This is a genomic window from Paenibacillus sp. FSL R7-269 (genome assembly GCF_000517865.1).
Taxonomy (GTDB): Bacteria; Bacillota; Bacilli; order Paenibacillales; family Paenibacillaceae; genus Paenibacillus_AQ.
In genome coordinates this window covers 1-16,843 of sequence record NZ_ASPS01000011.1, presented here as the reverse complement: position 1 = coordinate 16,843, position 16,843 = coordinate 1, and the positions used below count along the sequence as shown (strand labels likewise).

Annotated in this window: 18 protein-coding genes and 1 pseudogene; 6 read left to right on the top strand and 13 right to left on the bottom strand. The window is 48.1% G+C overall.

Annotation, left to right across the window (positions count from 1 at the left end; all coding sequences use genetic code 11):
- Positions 1 to 61 precede the first annotated feature (61 nt).
- The 3 genes from C162_RS04055 to C162_RS04045 form a co-directional block, all read right to left on the bottom strand.
- Complete coding sequence (locus C162_RS04055; protein WP_036691518.1) at positions 62 to 466, bottom strand: VOC family protein; 405 nt, start codon at positions 464 to 466, stop codon at positions 62 to 64.
- Between the two features lie 164 nt (positions 467 to 630).
- Positions 631 to 1,629, bottom strand: coding sequence for a zinc-binding dehydrogenase (locus C162_RS04050; RefSeq protein WP_036691515.1), 999 nt, complete (start codon positions 1,627 to 1,629; stop codon positions 631 to 633).
- A 201-nt stretch (positions 1,630 to 1,830) separates the two neighbouring features.
- Entirely contained in the window at positions 1,831 to 2,199 is a 369-nt protein-coding gene (locus C162_RS04045) for a DoxX family protein (protein ID WP_036691512.1), read from the bottom strand.
- Positions 2,200 to 2,390: 191 nt separating this feature from the next.
- Here C162_RS04045 and C162_RS04040 point away from each other — a divergent pair, with 191 nt between their 5' ends.
- Entirely contained in the window at positions 2,391 to 2,753 is a 363-nt protein-coding gene (locus C162_RS04040; protein WP_036691509.1) for a winged helix-turn-helix transcriptional regulator, read from the top strand.
- Between the two features lie 136 nt (positions 2,754 to 2,889).
- Here the strand turns inward: C162_RS04040 and C162_RS04035 are convergent, their stop codons facing one another.
- The 5 genes from C162_RS04035 to C162_RS04015 form a co-directional block, all read right to left on the bottom strand.
- Positions 2,890 to 3,585: an ABC transporter ATP-binding protein gene (locus C162_RS04035; RefSeq protein ID WP_036691726.1), complete on the bottom strand. Its 696-nt coding sequence runs from the start codon at positions 3,583 to 3,585 to the stop codon at positions 2,890 to 2,892.
- Between the two features lie 5 nt (positions 3,586 to 3,590).
- Positions 3,591 to 4,712 carry an ABC transporter permease gene (locus C162_RS04030; protein ID WP_036691508.1) on the bottom strand — a complete coding sequence of 374 codons (1,122 nt, stop codon included), beginning with the start codon at positions 4,710 to 4,712 and terminating at the stop codon, positions 3,591 to 3,593.
- Between the two features lie 121 nt (positions 4,713 to 4,833).
- Entirely contained in the window at positions 4,834 to 5,400 is a 567-nt protein-coding gene (locus C162_RS04025) for a TetR/AcrR family transcriptional regulator (protein WP_036691506.1), read from the bottom strand.
- A 51-nt stretch (positions 5,401 to 5,451) separates the two neighbouring features.
- Positions 5,452 to 6,063, bottom strand: coding sequence for a suppressor of fused domain protein (locus C162_RS04020; protein WP_235218346.1), 612 nt, complete (start codon positions 6,061 to 6,063; stop codon positions 5,452 to 5,454).
- Positions 6,064 to 6,092: 29 nt separating this feature from the next.
- Entirely contained in the window at positions 6,093 to 6,680 is a 588-nt protein-coding gene (locus C162_RS04015; RefSeq protein WP_036691504.1) for a TetR/AcrR family transcriptional regulator, read from the bottom strand.
- Between the two features lie 196 nt (positions 6,681 to 6,876).
- Here C162_RS04015 and C162_RS04010 point away from each other — a divergent pair, with 196 nt between their 5' ends.
- Positions 6,877 to 8,046, top strand: coding sequence for an MFS transporter (locus tag C162_RS04010; protein ID WP_235218345.1), 1,170 nt, complete (start codon positions 6,877 to 6,879; stop codon positions 8,044 to 8,046).
- Positions 8,047 to 8,212: 166 nt separating this feature from the next.
- Positions 8,213 to 9,928, top strand: a complete 1,716-nt coding sequence (locus C162_RS04005) for an ABC1 kinase family protein (protein WP_051493219.1) — start codon at positions 8,213 to 8,215, stop codon at positions 9,926 to 9,928.
- A 44-nt stretch (positions 9,929 to 9,972) separates the two neighbouring features.
- Here the strand turns inward: C162_RS04005 and C162_RS36575 are convergent, their stop codons facing one another.
- The 5 genes and pseudogenes from C162_RS36575 to C162_RS03975 form a co-directional block, all read right to left on the bottom strand.
- A complete protein-coding gene (locus C162_RS36575) occupies positions 9,973 to 11,460 on the bottom strand; it encodes an aldehyde dehydrogenase family protein (protein WP_036691720.1) in 1,488 nt (495 codons plus the stop codon).
- Positions 11,452 to 12,534: pseudogene (locus C162_RS36570) on the bottom strand (5-methyltetrahydropteroyltriglutamate--homocysteine S-methyltransferase); the annotation flags it as partial. The pseudogene C162_RS36570 and the gene C162_RS36575, both read right to left, overlap by 9 nt.
- Positions 12,535 to 12,647: 113 nt before the next feature.
- Entirely contained in the window at positions 12,648 to 13,520 is an 873-nt protein-coding gene (locus tag C162_RS03990) for an alpha/beta fold hydrolase (RefSeq protein ID WP_036691498.1), read from the bottom strand.
- A 71-nt stretch (positions 13,521 to 13,591) separates the two neighbouring features.
- A complete protein-coding gene (locus tag C162_RS03985) occupies positions 13,592 to 13,870 on the bottom strand; it encodes a DUF2834 domain-containing protein (protein WP_036691495.1) in 279 nt (92 codons plus the stop codon).
- Positions 13,871 to 14,128: 258 nt separating this feature from the next.
- Positions 14,129 to 14,644: an endonuclease V gene (locus tag C162_RS03975; protein ID WP_036691488.1), complete on the bottom strand. Its 516-nt coding sequence runs from the start codon at positions 14,642 to 14,644 to the stop codon at positions 14,129 to 14,131.
- Positions 14,645 to 14,756: 112 nt separating this feature from the next.
- Here C162_RS03975 and C162_RS03970 point away from each other — a divergent pair, with 112 nt between their 5' ends.
- From C162_RS03970 to C162_RS03960, 3 genes are all read left to right on the top strand, one after another.
- Positions 14,757 to 15,239, top strand: a complete 483-nt coding sequence (locus C162_RS03970) for a hypothetical protein (protein WP_036691486.1) — start codon at positions 14,757 to 14,759, stop codon at positions 15,237 to 15,239.
- Positions 15,240 to 15,412: 173 nt separating this feature from the next.
- Complete coding sequence (locus C162_RS03965) at positions 15,413 to 15,952, top strand: PadR family transcriptional regulator (RefSeq protein ID WP_051493218.1); 540 nt, start codon at positions 15,413 to 15,415, stop codon at positions 15,950 to 15,952.
- 11 nt (positions 15,953 to 15,963) lie between these two features.
- A partial coding sequence (locus C162_RS03960) for an SDR family oxidoreductase (protein WP_063828979.1) occupies positions 15,964 to 16,843 on the top strand: 880 nt, incomplete at its 3' end.

The window sequence follows — 16,843 nt, the reverse complement described above, 5'->3', positions numbered from 1 at the left end:
CCAAGGAGCCTTCCAGCTTTTTTGTGATTTCTATTTCGCTTCTGCCGCGCGGACTGGCCCTTCATTGCCTGCCCTTAAACCGTTTCACCGCATCCTCCGTCACCGGCTGAAAGAGGTTCACCAGGTTGCCGTCGGGATCACGGAACAGCATCGAGCGGTTCCCCCACGGCATCGTCGTCGGCTCCTGTACCCAGTCCCCGACAAGCGGCTTAAGGCGCGCATATTCAGCATCGACAGCATCGACGCGGAACTCCAGAATGACCGTGCGGTTACTAGCCGCCACTACAGAATCAGCACCAAATAGCGGAGCTGTCTTGGAGTGGCCGATGGCCAGGGTGCAGGAGGGCAGGACAATCTCGGCAAAAACAGGGGCGGGCCGCTCCGCCGTCATCCCCGTCACTAGCTCATAGAATTCAACCAGACGATCAATGTCGTCAGTAATGATACGTATCGAAGCGAAATTCATAAGCGATCACCCTTTCTTGAATGTTTACACGTCTAATGATACTAAAACGCTACTGACAACGTTATGTCAGTAGCGTTTTTAATCTAATCGAAAAAACGATCACATTCGGCTGGCGTAAGGCTATCGGGCCGAGTCAGTAGCGTTTGCATGTCCTGCCCCTACCCTTAGCCTATTCTCAGGGCAATATTTCCAAGCTGCTCCGCGCGCTCCATCCGCTGAAGGGCAAGCGGAGTCTCCGCTAAAGAATACACGCTATCCATGATAGGGTGTATCTGATGCTGCTCCATGAATTCTAGCATCGCGGTGAATTCTTCATGGCTGCCCATGGAGGTTCCAAGCAGCTGAAGCTGCGGGAAGAATATCGCTCTGGCCGGAATGGTGAGATCATCGCCTGAGCTTGCGCCGAACATGACGATTCTCCCGTTAGGCTTGATGACCTCGAAGTATTGATCGAATGTAGCTGGACCCACGCTATCCAGGATCAGGTCTACAGGGTGGTGCTGGAGTTCTTCCCGCCAACGGCTGGTGCTGTCTATAACCCGTGTAACCGGTAATTGCAGAGCCTCTGCACGCTTCGCTTCACTTCTGGACGTGACCGTAACCTGCGCCCCAGCCGCTGCCGCCATAAGCGCAGCAAACGTAGCCACCCCGCCGCCAATCCCCGGAATCAGCACATGCTCGCCCCGCTTCAGGTTTCCTCTGGTAAATAACGCCCGGTACGCAGTGAGTGCCGCTAAGGGTAACACCCCCGCTTCCTCCCAGGACAGATATGCTGGTTTAGGCATAACATTCTGCTCAGGCACAATGACATATTCCGCAAAAGTCCCGTCTGCAGGATATCCCAATATATCAGGAACCACAGGCACCTCGTCTGCCCGATCCCAGCCGAGACATGGATTAATGATGACATCCATCCCCTGAGCCAAGCCGCTTACCCCCTCACCTGTCTCTTCGATAACGCCCGCCCCGTCTGAACCCAGCACGCAAGGATGAACCGGACCAGGCACACCTTCTGTAGCAGAAGCGGCAGCAGCGATAATGAATAAATCCCGGTGATTCAGTCCGGCTGTCTTTAGCCTTACCTTGACCTGCCCCTGTTCAGGACGCTTGTCCGGATGCTCCATATATTGCAGACCCTGTGGTCCAAGTGTAATTGCCTTCATCTTCATAACCTCCTGTTACGCTGTAGTAGCTTCATACAAAGTGTAGGCTGTTACAGCAGTTAGGTAAAATGATTAGAAGAGAAGGTGAGTATCATTAATAATGATAGCTGATAGCCTGGAGCGGCCCTAAGAGAATTACCCTCTCCCATACCTTTTATGAAAAGTGTAATAATTCCACCCAGCATGGTCAAGGGACGGGGCTTAGCCTCCCTGCAAGAGCCGGAAACGACCGGCAGCAATGATGGCCGCCAGCACTATAAAGATGATGTTGATCCATACATTAGATTCGCCCCGCAGTAGATGGAAGACCAACCCGGAACATGCGGCGGCAGCCAGACCCATAGCGGCGAGCGGAGTGAGCTGCGGTAGTATTCGGAGTGCCATCGGTAAAATCAACCCTAAAACACCCAGCAATTCAGCGATGCCGATGCCCATAACCACCCCCTGCGGAACATCATTCACCCAGCTCCAGGCGGCTCGGGCCGAGTCCAACTGAAAGGCCTTCAGCCAGCCTGAATACAAGAACCCCGCGCCTAGAACAATTTGTAAGACCCATAGCACAATATTCATATACAATGTCACTCCCTCTCATATGTTCACGCAAGCGCCATCCGCGCTCCATCCACCCGGGAAGGCGGTTCTTCTTGCGCTACAGAAGCCTTAGCTGCATAATAATATGAAGGGTTTCACATGAAAAGTAGACACTTTTACTAAACCTAGTTACCTAAAAGATACCTTACGTGAATCAAGGGGGCAGCGGCATGACCTACTGTAAATTCGAGTCCGCATTAGAAATCTTCGTGGGGAAATGGAAGCCCGTCATTCTGCTGCGCCTGTTCTCTAACGGAACCATGAGATTCAGCGAATTGCAGCGGGCCATTCCTGAGATCACCAAAAAAATGCTCACACAACAATTGCGTGAGCTGGAATACCACAATATTGTCCACCGTGAGATTTACCACCAGATCCCGCCGAAGGTGGAGTATTCCATCACGGAATATGGACGAAGCTTATCAGGCATTATGCAGGCCATGAACGATTGGGGAGTCACACATATCGAGCATCTGAACCAATTATACGGCGCAGAACGTGTCAATGAACCGGAAACGGACCAGCAACACTAACATTCCGAAATCTCCATATGATCCAGCGGGATCTCGGATAGATGCTCAATGAAATTTCATGCGCCGTGAATGGTACCACCAGAGGATGCGGATGACCTCGTCTCCGATCTGAATCTCCTCCAGATCTTCACCTTCCTCAGCCTGCTTCCTCTGCACCTGCTACAGTTAACCTCCCGTCCTGCATCCGGTACACCTTATCGCAATATTCAAGCATGCGCTCATCATGTGTGACCATAATCGCTGCTTTGCGGCGTGTTCTCACCTCATGGGCAATCAGGGAGACCACTTCATGGGCACGCTTGGTATCAAGACTTGCTGTCGGTTCATCTGCCAGAATGATGCCGGGATTATTGATAAGCGCACGGGCAATTGCTGTCCGCTGCTTCTCACCGCCTGACAGCTCCTCCGGGAAGCTGTTCAGCTTCGAGCCCAGGCCCAGCTCTTCCAGCAATTTAACGGCGAAGGCTTTGTCTTCTTTGTTCACCTTCCCTGACATTTTTTTTACGATGAGCAATTGGTCCAGTACACTTAGATAAGGAACCAGATTTGATGATTGCATAATGAATCCGACTTCTTTCAGCCTTAGATCCGCAAGTTCCTGTGCCGTAAGCTTAGCAATAGCATGTCCATTCAGCTTAGCCTCCCCTTCTGAAGCCTTCAGCAGTGCTCCGGCAATAGACAAGAATGTGCTTTTCCCTGAACCCGACGGTCCGACGACAGCAACGAACTCACCCGGCTCCACGGATATAGACACATGATCGAGTGCTGCAATCCGGTTGCTTCCTTCGGTATAATATTTGGTGACTTCACTCATGTGTAATCCCTTAGTCATTGTCATTATTCAGCCCTCCCGAGCGCCTTGAGCGGATCAATCTTAGTAATCTTTCGAACCGATACCAGCGAACTTAACATAGCGATAACCAGCAGGATCACAGAATATGTCACGACAAGAGAAGTCTCCAGCTTGAACGGCATACCCTTCGGCATAATGGCCGCTGTTCCATAAGTCAGTAAGACTCCGACTACAATGCTGGTCAGCGATAGCACCAATACTTGCGATACAATAGCTTTGCTTAAGAATCTGTTACTGGCACCTATAGCTTTCATAATGCCGAACTGGTTCGTTTTCTGCATCGTCATTACGTAAAAGAATACCCCAAGCACGAAGGCGGCGATTGCAAGCAGAAAAGCCAGCATCATTAGAATCGTTCCGTTCTCTTCTTTGTACCCTGGCATTCCCTGTACTGCTGCCGACCGGGTAACCGTGTCCGTTCCCGTTAGCTCGCTATTCATAGCGCCCGGATCGATATCCTTGCCTTGCAGCATAATCGCATTAACGGGCCCGGCAACGCCTTTATCGGAACCAGGAGCTGCGAAGGCAATCTTCCGCCATTCGGCCATCGGAGTGAATACAGAGGCAACGTGGTTATAGGTCTGATTCTCCACAAATCCTATAATCGTCAATGATTCCGTCGTGCCGTCTAATTGAAAAGTGTCCCCAACGCCATAGCCCTCATCCTTCATGGTCGAATTCACGATCACACCCTTAGGATTCTCAGCAGATAGGCCTTGCCCTTCCACGACAGACGGTTCCAGGAAGCTTCCCGGGTTAATTCCTATAATCGCGATATCCAGCTTGTCTTCATTCTTGGTGCTGTTTGCCTTCATGGCTGTTGCCATGCTAGTTCCCATAGGTGCAGCGCCACTCACGTTAGGCAGCAGCTCTACTTCCGCCAATAATTGATCAGACAGCAGCGACTTGCTCATTGAAGACTGCGACCCTTCCTCGAAAACGACATAGTCTGCCTTCATCGTCTTAAAGGTTGACGCAGCCAGCGTAGATAGACCATTCCCTAAGCCTGATAAGATAAATACCAGCCAGGCTAGGAGCACGAAAATGATGATGATCATTAAAAATCTCATTTTACTGTGCATCAATTCTTTCATTGCTAAAAACATTCCTCTTCCCACTCCTTTATATTTTTTTGACACGAGTGTCGAATTAAAGCCGCCATTGCATCTGACCCTTTAATTAAACAATATATATGACACAAGTGTCAAATTGGACTCAAGACTACAGCTAGCTCTTGGCCCCTCCAATCCACATTTGAAACAGCAGCTTACCCCAAGCGGGAGTAGGGATATTCAGCATATTAGGCGTATCAATCAGGTTGAAGAACACACCAATAAGTACTGGAAGTGGGATATCCTGCCGCAGGTCTTGATTCTGCTGAGCGCGTTCGAATAAGCGGGATAATTGAATTTTAAGTGTCTGATGTCCTGCCTCAATATATTCGAGATCTCTCGCCGCCGCAGCAGAATTAGCTGTGTTAATTTTACTCGCATTTCCCAAAAGCTGATGTAACGCAGACTCCTCCACGTAAATGAGCAGCAGCTGTTCAAGGGCATCCATCGGGTCAGCCTCATCAATGGCTAATGCCTTGTCTACTACTGCTGCCATTACGCGCTTCATACAAGCCGCCACAATCTCTTCCTTATTCGCATAATACTGATAGATAGTGCTTCTGGCTCCTGACAGATGCTGTGAAAGCAGCTTGAGATGAAATCCGTCATATCCATGCTCAAGCACCAATTGTTTGGTTGTGTCCAGCAGCTCTGTCTCTGTAAAAGACTGTTTTCTTCCCATTGCATCTCTTCCGTCCTGTCTTTGGTGATAGATATCATTAGTTTAGCATGGTTAGTGAGCATTTCCCAATGGCCGCCGCGGATCAATAATGGAATGCTCGATCTCTTCGATATAGGAATCAAAGGCCTCCACGCCTTCATTTATAATTAATGCAGCCTCCTGCGCCGTAACTGGTAGCGCCCATAGGATCTGGGCCCTCTCGCTCCCGACCTGAATCTCCTCCAGCTCTTCACTTTCCCCCCTCAGCTCATCCAGCAGAAAAGCTGTGGTTGTCCAGTTCGCAGGGGCAAGCCGGCTCTCTTCCATCACTCTAGGTATCCGTGAATCACCTGCGCTCTCTATATGATGGGCGATAAGATCACAGAGATAGGTAAATATCCGGTCCACAGACTCCCCGCCTAAGTCAGAGGTCAGAGCCATCACCCACTCCGTACCCACAGCTTGTCCATTCGGTCGGTGAGTCGCGGATAACCCGACTGTTGCGAACCTCGCCACCGCATTCTCATCATCAGCCGGAAAATAGTAAACTTCAACATGAACGGCTGTTTCAGGTTTGCTCAAGATAACCCTGTATTCCGGCATCTTCCACTCCCGGATATAAGCCCCCAAGATAACTGTTCTGCGGATATCGAAGGAGAGCTCCCTCTCTTTGCTGGATTCCATAAAGATAGCAATCACCTTCCCTCTTTTGATTAAGCTATGACTACTAAAGTAAGTATCTGTTTCACAAAGTTATCAATCACTACCCTGTCTGGACGGGACTTCAGGAACACGGTAAGTCCTATTAACGAAATGACCAGCGTCTGCGCCAGATTCTTAGCATTTATCCCTGCATCCAGCTCCCCTGACTGCATGCCCCGTTCAATCGTTTCCTGGAAGATGACCGAGAGATACATCTGATGTTCTCTGGTCAGAATCTCGAACTTCTCATCATGGGGAGCCAGCTCCACCATTGAATTGATGCAGAAGCATCCCGTGCTCGGGCTTTTCTCATATTCTTTGGACACCACATCTTCAAAAAAGGTACGGAATGCCTCTTTCACCGAAGGATGCTTGTGCAGACTGTTACGGACATAGGCAGCGTGGGAACTCGTATATTTTCGCAAGGCAGCTTCAAATAATCCTTTTTTATCTCCAAAGGCAGAGTATAGGCTTGGACGCTGAATGCCCATTCTTGCGGTTAAGTCGCTTAAGGAGGCCGCTTCGAACCCTTTTTCCCAAAACACATGCATCGCTGCCTCAAGTGCCTTATCTTGATCAAATTCGCGCGGTCGGGCCATAGAACCTTCCTCATTTCATATCGAATGGTATATTACGATTGTATTTGGCGAAGATCCTCCTGTCAATCAGACCATTCTATATATCTTTCAGCCATGTTCCCCCTTGACAGTTAATTTTGCTTGGCGTTATATTTATCAGGAATTATTACATACTGATTGGTATGTTATTATCAATATGAAGGAGGCTTTATCTCTGATGAGTACATCTTCAATGTCCCGTAAGGTTGCACTTCTGTTTGCCATCACCTGCGGACTGGCGGTCGCTAACATCTATTACGCCCAGCCCTTGCTGGACGCGATCTCCAGCGAGTTCGGGATTACGCATTCTTCCGTCGGCATCGTGATTACAGTGACTCAGATTTGTTATGCCCTTGGACTACTCTTGCTGGTGCCGCTGGGCGATCTGCTTAATCGGCGCTGGCTGATTACCGGGCAGATGCTGATATCCGTGCTGGCTTTGATTGTTGTGGGTACTGCCCCTACCAGCATGGTGTTATTCATAGGCATTGCTGCGGTCGGACTGCTTGCGGTAGTGACACAGACGCTTGTTGCATTCGCAGCCACCTTGTCTGCCCCGGCTGAACGCGGGCGCACAGTCGGTATGGTGACCAGCGGAATTGTCATTGGGATTCTACTGGCGCGGACGTTCGCCGGCGTGTTAACGGATCTGGCAGGTTGGCGTTCAGTCTACCTTGTCTCGGCGGGACTCACGTTAATCATGGCAGGTGTATTGTTCAGGGTGCTGCCGCAATCTGAGCCCCGGAGAGAATCCTTATCCTACCCGCAGCTTCTCCGTTCGCTATTCACGCTATTCGCGCAAGAACGGCTGCTGCGAATCCGTGCTGTGCTATGCCTGCTGATTTTCGCTGCCTTCAGTATATTGTGGACTTCCCTGGTTCTGCCTCTTAGCGCTCCGCCGCTGTCCCTGTCCCATACTGCAATTGGAGCGTTTGGTCTCGCCGGAGTTACTGGAGCCTTAGCAGCAGCGCGGGCAGGCCGTCTAGCTGATCGGGGTTTAGGGCAAAAGACCACCGGCGTGGCGTTGATTCTGTTGCTCATCTCATGGCTGCCAATCAGTTATACTCCTCATTCGCTGCTCGCGTTAGTCATCGGGATTATCTTTCTTGACCTGGCCGTACAAGCCGTACACGTCACCAACCAGAGCATGATCCTTAATCTGCGCCCGGAAGCCCGCAGCAGGCTTACTGCCGGTTATATGGTCTTCTATTCGATCGGCAGCGCCACCGGATCAATCGCATCCACCAGTATCTACGCTTATGCGGGCTGGAATGGAGTGTGCCTGCTCGGTGCAATAGTTAGTGCTACGGCTCTAATCTTCTGGGCATTAACCCGGCATGTTAAATGATGGATGCAACGGTATTACGTCCACCGGGCTGCTGCCCAAACGCCTAGCCGTCCAAGCCTGTAATTGTATATCTGTCTGGTATGAAATATCATACAATTAGGCACATGGATGATTAGAAGGAGAGATTTGGGATGCAGCATAATAACTCTGTGGTAGATGAACAAGTATGAGCGAATTCCTGAAATTATTGAAGGATGCAAGGTTCAGAAGAACCATGCAGATGATTTTCAAGTTCGCCTGGGATTTCTGGTGGCTGGGCAAGGTGAAGTACTTGATGTCACGGCGGCGCTTTGCAGCCAAGCAACAGGCCCTATACCGCAAGCAGGCAGCGTATTTCACGACAACTGCTATGGATATGGGCGGGCTGATTATCAAGCTTGGGCAGCATGTGAGTGCACAGGTGGATATGTTACCGAAGGAAGTGATCGAGGAATTATCCAAGCTGCAGGATTCTGTAGAATTCGTAGATTTCTCCGAGATCCAGCAGAAGATAGAGCGTGAACTCGGAGGATCCATAAGCGAGATGTATGCTGAGTTCAGCGCGACTCCTATTGCAGCAGCTTCCTTCGGACAGGTCCACCGGGCCACCTTGCGGACAGGTGAGCAAGTGGCCGTGAAGGTGATGCGGCCCGGTGTAGAGGACATTATCGCGATTGATTGGAAGTCCATTCAGGTCGCAATTTCGTTATTGAAGCGCCAGAAGATGATTACAGACTTCATGGACCTTGATGCCGTGTATGATGAGTTTCATGACACCATTATGGAGGAGCTCGACTATCAGCAAGAAGGGCGTAATGCCGAAGAGTTCAAGCAGCAGTTAGCCCACCGGAAGGATGTCGTGATTCCGCACATTCATTGGTCATGTACTACCTCGCAGGTGCTGACCATGGAGTTTATGGAGGGTGTCAAAATCAATGATTTCGCCAAGCTCGAGGCTTGGGGGGTGGACCGGACCAGACTTGCGACATCGCTGATCGAAATGTTCGTGGAACAGATTCTATTGAACGGGCTTTTTCACGCTGACCCCCACCCCGGCAATGTGCTCGTGCAGCCTGACGGCACCATCGCTTTGATTGATTTTGGAATGGTCGGGCGGATTCCGAAGGATATGAAGACCCAGATGGTAGCCCTTCTGCTGGCCGTATATCTGAAAGACGCCCACGGCGCCATCGATGCCCTGAACAAGTTGAGATTTTTAAGACGGAATGTCGATCTGGAGGTCTTCTCCAGGAATCTTACGTTATTATTCGAACAAATCAACGGGGATACGTTTGATCTGAGTTTTGTGACCTCAGGCGACAATGTGGAGGAATTACGCAATTTCCTCTACTCCCAGCCTTTTCAGTTACCTGCCAATACCACATTCCTGGGCAAAGCTATAGGCACCGTGTACGGCCTCTGTACCGGACTGGACCCTGAGCTTGATCTGGTCGGGACGGTTAAGCCTTATGTAGAACAGGTGGTGCGGAGGGATCTGCGGGGAAGTGTCATCTCCAAAGTTGTGGAGGATGGCAAGAATATGCTCAAAGACATCCTTCCAACGACCAAGAAGTTCATGTCGGCCATCGATAAAATGGATAGCGGAGGTTTAAGGGTCAAGCTGGCGAGCTCCCTCGAGCAAAAATTAATCGAGACGCAGAACAAAAATACACAGCGGTTGATTGCCACCATCATTGGCGCAGTATTACTTCTGGCCGGGGTCAACCTGTGGAATGAAGTAAATCCCATCGTCTCTTATGTACTCGGCACCCTGGGCCTGCTCGTTATGCTGAGCCAGCTCCGAACGAGACAAGGCCGCCGGGACGAAAGACATGCAAGGCAAATTAACGCTATGCGTGAACGTAGCCGCTTGGAGAAGCCGAGGTCTGAATCGCGTAGATAACAAAAACCGTCATGGGAATCAAGAATCCCTGACGGTTTTTATTTTTACTCTGGGATATAAGGAAGATCCAGTGTCTTCGGAACATTGATCACATGCAGCTCTGTATACGTACGGATGCCTTCGGCGCCGTATTCACGGCCGATACCGGACTGCTTGAAGCCACCGAACGGGAACCGGACATCGAGCCCCTGCACAGCAGCCGTATTGATCATGGTCGTTCCCGCTTCGAGCTGACGTGCGACCAAGATGGCATCCTCTTCCCGTCCCCACACCGAGCTCGTCAATCCATAGATGCTCTCATTATGCAGATGAATGACTTGCTCTACATCATCGAAGGGCAGAATCGGAACAGTAGGACCGAACTGCTCCTCCACCACTATCGGATCATGGTAATCGCAGTCCAGAACGAGCGTGGGCTGCAGGTAATAACCTTGTTCAAACCGCTGCTGGTCGAGAATTTGGCCGAGAGGAATGATCTTGGCCCCGCGCTTCTGCGCATCCTCAATCAGACTCTGCACGTAATTCTTCTGCTTCAGGTTATTCACCGGACCTACCGTCGTATGGGCATCGAAGGGATCACCAATGCGAATCCAGCGGTTGGCCGCCTCGATATATTTTTCAACAAAAGCATCATAGATAGAACGGTGTACATATACACGCTTGGCGATCATACAGATCTGACCTGTGGTCAGGAAATTAGAAATGACAATCCGGCGCATCGCCCGCTCATCTTGAACATCAAAGCTATCCAGGAAGATCGCCGCATCATTGCCGCCAAGCTCCAGCGTCATGTCCTTAATCGTTTCCGCAGCCGCTTTGATGATGTGCTTGGCGGTTGCGGTTCCGCCTGTGAAGGCGATTTTGGCGACAAGAGGATTACTAGTCAGCTCAACGCCCACATCTGCAGCCCCATGAACGACATTGATGACACCCGCCGGGAACTCACCCGCGATCAGCTCTGCCACCTTCGCCGCCGCCAGCGGTGCAAATGGACTCGGTTTGAGCACAATCGTATTGCCCGCAAGTAAGGCAGGAGCGATTTTGATCGTAGATAGAGCAATCGGATAGTTCCATGGACTGATCGCTGCCACCACACCCATTGGATCATAGGACAGAATGGTTGTACCATGGTCATGCTCCTGGACCTCTTCCTGTAGAACGGATGCAGCCTCATTACAAGCGAACTCCATCCACATTAACGAGACATAAATCTCACCATGGGCATCATACAGGGGCTTGCCATGCTCTCTGGACAGCAGATGGACAATTTCATTCTCCGCTGCTCTAATCTTCTCTATCGCCTTGCGCATCCGAGTGATACGTTCATCAATCGGGGTCTTCTTCCATATTTTAAAAGCCTCCGCCGCCGCTTCAATCGCCTGAGCCGCTTGTTCCTTCGTGGTGACAGGGAAATAGCCTACGATTTCCGCCGGGCTCGCCGGATTCTCTTTGGCTGACTGCGAAAGGGACGGTACATGGTGACCATTAATGAAGGCTTCCACGATAACGGTCTCTTGGTCTGCCTCCCACACTTCATCGGCAATTCCCTTCACATAACGAAGCTTACGCCACTGTTGCTCTTCCGTCAGAATATTGCCTTCCTCTGTAGAGGAGAACCCGCATTGCGGGCTCAAGCAGAGCTGCTCAAGGGGCACATAGGTTGCTGCTTCGGCAATCCGGGCTTTAATGTGCTCTTTATCTTCCAACTCGCCAGTTTTGGAGGTGAGCAGACCCAGCACGATTTTCAAATCCGGCCGGTTCACATATTTCAAGGGCTCGAAGCTGCCTGAACGCTCATCATCAAATTCAAGGAATAAGCCATCTACGTCTAAGCCGCCAAAAATGACCTCAGAAGCGTAATCATAACCGCCGGTGGAGAAGTAGTTGGATTTATAGTTCCCCCGGCAAATATGCATCGTCACAACCAAATCTTCCGGTTTATGAGCCAAAGTTTCGTTGATCATCCGCTGCATCGTTAACAGCTCTTCCGCCGGTTCCAGACCTTTCGCGCGCAGCTTATTGTGCCCCGCTTCTGAGAACAGGTCTGCCCATGCTGTATCATCCAGTTGCAGGTACCTGCATCCCGCATCATAGAAGGCTTGAATGGCTTTTTGATACGCCGCAATCGTATCCTGAAGGAATTGCTCCCGATCGCTATAACTATTGGCCCCCGGCTCCAGCCGGTAGATCAGCATGTTGGGACTTGGAATGGTTTGCTTCGCTACGGCGTCACCTGCATGCTTCAGCAAAAACTCAAAATGCTCCACAAAGGGATGGCTCGAGAAATCCACTTTACCGACCACACGAATACCACCCTTGCGGGTCTGCATATTATGGAACTTAGGTCCGTCGATCTCCTCATACAGCTCCACGCCGTCTAGGCCGCCCAGAAAGTCGAAATGCCACCAGCTTCTGCGGAATTCCCCATCCGTCACGGCGAATACGCCATTCTCCTTCTGCTGCTCAATAATCCGGATAATCTCTTGATCTTCCACCGCTCTTAATGCCTCATATGTGATGTTGCCTGCTTTATATTGTTCACGCGCCTGGCTTAAGTTCGCAGGACGCAGGAAGCTGCCTACATGATCATTGCGAAAGGGTATCATCGCTACATCTCCTTACAACTTTTTAGTGTACTGAGTATAGCATGAGGGCAAGAAATTCAGGTTATATGAAAAAAGCATGATTGGTCATAGCTTTTCGCGATAGCTGAAACGTTTTACCCTTCTTCTTTACGCAAGAAGAGAATTGCTTTTTCGTTCACAACGTCTGCATGCTCCATAGTCAGGGAATGACTTGCCCCTTCAATGATATGGGTCTCGAGATTAGGAATTAATCGCTTAGCATTTGCTATTGCCTTCTCAGCCGGGTATATTACTTCTTTATCTCCTATAAGGAGCAGAGTTGGAATATTGAAATTTTGGAATTCCTCTTTAGCAAATACTGAGGGCATCACCTGCAGAAGTGGTTTCGCATGGCGGTAACCGCTAATGACTTGAGCACGAAATACGGGGTGTAGAGGCTCTCCTTTACCTGAAAACCACAAAAAAGCATTGTCGATCCACTTTTCTGTGTGAAACAATAATGCGGGGTAAATTTTCGCAAAAAATTTAAAACTTATTTTATAGAAAGTTCCAGCAGGGGCAAAAAGCAACAGCTTCGACACGCGTCCCGGATAATCAAGTGCAAAATTTAAAGATAAGAAGCCACCCATTGAATGACCCGCTAAATCTACCTTGTTAAACTGCATTGCGTCCAAAACTTCAAGAAGCCACTGGTTAGCGGCTTTCCGATTTTTTATAGCAACAGTAGGTTTACTCCTACCGAAATCTCCCACAATATCCACAGCATAAACGCAACGCTCTTGAATCAGCTGCTTCATATTGGGATACCACATCGTACTACTCATTGTCATTCCATGAAGGAGAATCAATGGTTTCTTACTCGGATCACCAAAGCATAGTACATAAGTATCTCCAAATGATGTCGAGATATAATATGACGTCCCCTCTAATCCAAACCTATTTAAACTCTTATCGTAGCATAGATAGTATTCTTCTTCAGTTGCTCTGCTCTTAAAAATAGATCCCACGACACACCTCCCGGCTTCGATATTACTTCAAATCAAATCATTGGCAGGAAAGCTGTAATTCTTTAGATGACTTATTTTAGAATGTTATTCTCCATATGTAATTGTCGAAGAAACAAAAACAAGGGAAGACCCAGTGAAGGACCTACCAGTAGTGTACCTGCAATCGGCAGCCATAAATAATTCATTTTCATTCTTTTGCCCTCTAACAGAATAAATCCCATAAGCACGATCGGGGTAACTAAAACATCCATCCAAGCAAAAGCTCCGATACGCGTGCTGGTTATGGCTTCCCATAGGAGAGGTAAATGCAGACCATTGTGCGCAATCCAAGGAATGAATTGCTGTCTCAATTATATTAACACAGGGAGGAAATACTTGGGATATAAAACTATAAAGGGGCCCGTTGAGTTAACCGGCATGAAATTCAGGGGATGCAGTGTGATATCGCTTTTTCTAATTGAACCAGTGTCACGTAAAATAGTCAGGGTACAGTCGCTTGGCAAATTTGATGATGGAGACCGCGATAATTTCTACTCCTTATTAGAAGGTGATGGTGTGGGATGAGTCTCGGCAAGCTTCGCTTTTTCAAGTTTAATTCGATCCAGTAATTATCCCCGGGCTTCTTTCGTATGCTTATCCAGCAATTTCAGCAGATAGGGGAACCGATATTCTCCGTGCATTCTCTGGATGTGCCGGGCAGCGGTGTCTGGCTCTATGCCAATAGACGTGATATAGAGAGGCTTAGCGCTGGTGCCCCGGCAAATCTTTTTAACCAACGCCTCATTGTCGTTATCATGAAAGGCATTTTTGGCAACACCGATCACTGGAATTCTCCCTGAAAAATCTGTGTAAACATAATGTCCGAGCCCCGGCTTCCTCTCTTGGTCTAAGTACACGTAGCCGTCCACCACAATAGTGTGTATTTGGTTTGTATCCGTAAGTTTCAGCAGTTCCCGTATGCAGGGAAGCTCCCGTTTGTAGAAAGAACCAGGTTCGTATGCCCGAGGATTCTCTGTATAAGAAACGATAACGTCGAGCGGTGCAGAGTCTTCCCAACCCTGAAAGATAACCCCCACCGATTTTGCTTGATTCTCTTCATAATATACATCGACCGCAATAATCATAGGCAGTAATCACTAACCTTTCCGCTTTGTGTTAATATATTATAAATAATAGAAAATAATTGAAAACAGTGCAAGATGATCGATAAATCTAAAAAAGCCTCTGGAGGAGAAAATGAAAGTCATCAATGCTTTCGTGGTTCTTGTTGTTGTCATTGCTATTGCGCTTCCGGCATATCTATGGAATGAAGCCAAAACCGACTTCTCGCACAAAAGGCAATATGAGCGAAATTGGCAGCTGCAATTGCCTTCCAAATTCAAGGAACTTGATCAATATACAAATCAAGGGGGATTTCGCGGGGAGGGATTGCGTTATACTATTTTTAGAACGAAAGAAAAACAATTGTCTTCAATATTAAAGTCAACCGGCGGACGAAAGAGGATTGTAAACTATTCCGGGGATACTCTTCAGGATAATGAAAGAGATATTCAAAAATATGTGGAGAACACATTACAGCCTTTAGATGTTCCTGAAGATAAAACGCCAGATTTTAATGGAGTTTACTCGTGGCAAGATTTCAATTATGAATCTGACAGGTTGGTTGTTCTGTATTACCCTAATAAGAACATTTGTTATTTTGTTGAGGATTTAAGATAAGAGCACTCAGTTATTCACTACAACCAAGAAGCGGCAAAGAAGTTTGCGCCATATTTACTGGCGTAAATTTTTTTTTACCCAAAAACAGATCCATGCATCAGATCAACATATATTGACACAATATATATCGAATTGATATATTAACTCACCCCAAACTACAAGGAGGTCAAATTGTGAACAGTCAAGATGTTATTTTAGGCATACTTATGAAAGAAGCGTTGACTGGATACCAAATCAAACAGCTGTTAGAAAATGTATTCTCTAATTTCTATAGTTCCAGTTATGGAACAATCTATCCCACACTTACCCGAATGGAAAAGGAGGGGTTGATCACTAAGGAAAATGTGCTTCAGGACGGTAAGCCTAACAAAAACCTTTTAAATATAACGCCTAAAGGCAGAGAGTGTTTTAACACCTATTTACTAGCCCCGCTAGAAGGAGACAGCATCAGGAAATCTGATTTTATGATGAGGCTTTATTTCGGTGAATTCGTCGGATATGACAAGGTGATTGTATGGTTGAAGGAAGCCCAAGAGGCATCAAACCACAAATTAGATCAATTACTTGAGCAATATTCGCTTTATAAAGATGAAATGCATCCAGCGCAGATCATTTGCATCCAAATCGGGATAGAAGAATACAAAGCTAAACTTACAACCATAGCCGAGGGATTGGTAAGCCTGGAGAAGTTAGTGCACGAACAAAACTTTTAGGAGGAATGGATATGAACACAATTTTTATCACGGGAGCTTCATCAGGCATCGGGAGAGCTACAGCAAAGCATTTTGCTGAAAATGGATGGAACGTAGTAGCCACGATGCGTTCACCTGAACAAGAAACTGAGTTTATTACACTGGATAATGTGTTGGTACTAAGGCTTGATGTTGAACAAGCAGATACTATTCAAACTGCGTTAGCAGAAGCGATTGATCGGTTCGGTACTATTGATGTTCTTCTCAATAATGCTGGATATGGAACAATGGGTCTGATAGAAGCCGCTACGGAGGAGCAGATTAGAAGACAGTTTGAAGTGAATGTTTTCGGTCTGATCCGTATGACTAAAGCCATGCTGCCACATTTCCGGTCGAATCAAAAAGGGATGCTGATCAACATCTCTTCTATGGGTGGGAGAGTGACCTTCCCTACGATGTCTCTGTATCATTCGTCCAAGTTTGCAGTAGAGGGTTTTTCTGAGTCCGTATCTTATGAATTAGCATCACAAAACATCAAAGTGAAGTTGATTGAACCCGGTGCTATTCATACGGACTTTGGTGGAAGATCCATGGAATTCTTTTATAATGATGATTTAACAGACTACAAGCTATTTACTGGTGCGTTTCGCGCTAAATTGGGTGAGATGGAAAAACAGCCGGCATACGCCTCGCCTCCAGAAATCGTTGCCGAAACCATATACCAAGCGGCCACAGACGGTACAAATCAATTCCGGTATATCGTTGGAGATGATGCAAAGATGCTCATTCAGATGAAAAAAAATACGGCTGAAGAAGAGTATTTAACTAGGGCGTGTCTGAAAACTAATCATATTGAAGCTACTTCAACAGAATCATCGCGGAAGCGAGAAAGGCAAAGCTTAAAAAGTTTCG

Coding starts and splice junctions, on each gene's coding strand:
- C162_RS04055 (WP_036691518.1), bottom strand. CDS start 466: ATGAATTTCGCTTCGATACGTATCATTACTGACGACATTGATCGTCTG.
- C162_RS04050 (WP_036691515.1), bottom strand. CDS start 1,629: ATGAAGGCAATTACACTTGGACCACAGGGTCTGCAATATATGGAGCAT.
- C162_RS04045 (WP_036691512.1), bottom strand. CDS start 2,199: ATGAATATTGTGCTATGGGTCTTACAAATTGTTCTAGGCGCGGGGTTC.
- C162_RS04040 (WP_036691509.1), top strand. CDS start 2,391: ATGACCTACTGTAAATTCGAGTCCGCATTAGAAATCTTCGTGGGGAAA.
- C162_RS04035 (WP_036691726.1), bottom strand. CDS start 3,585: ATGACTAAGGGATTACACATGAGTGAAGTCACCAAATATTATACCGAA.
- C162_RS04030 (WP_036691508.1), bottom strand. CDS start 4,712: ATGTTTTTAGCAATGAAAGAATTGATGCACAGTAAAATGAGATTTTTA.
- C162_RS04025 (WP_036691506.1), bottom strand. CDS start 5,400: ATGGGAAGAAAACAGTCTTTTACAGAGACAGAGCTGCTGGACACAACC.
- C162_RS04020 (WP_235218346.1), bottom strand. CDS start 6,063: ATGGAATCCAGCAAAGAGAGGGAGCTCTCCTTCGATATCCGCAGAACA.
- C162_RS04015 (WP_036691504.1), bottom strand. CDS start 6,680: ATGGCCCGACCGCGCGAATTTGATCAAGATAAGGCACTTGAGGCAGCG.
- C162_RS04010 (WP_235218345.1), top strand. CDS start 6,877: ATGAGTACATCTTCAATGTCCCGTAAGGTTGCACTTCTGTTTGCCATC.
- C162_RS04005 (WP_051493219.1), top strand. CDS start 8,213: ATGAGCGAATTCCTGAAATTATTGAAGGATGCAAGGTTCAGAAGAACC.
- C162_RS03975 (WP_036691488.1), bottom strand. CDS start 14,644: ATGATTATTGCGGTCGATGTATATTATGAAGAGAATCAAGCAAAATCG.
- C162_RS03970 (WP_036691486.1), top strand. CDS start 14,757: ATGAAAGTCATCAATGCTTTCGTGGTTCTTGTTGTTGTCATTGCTATT.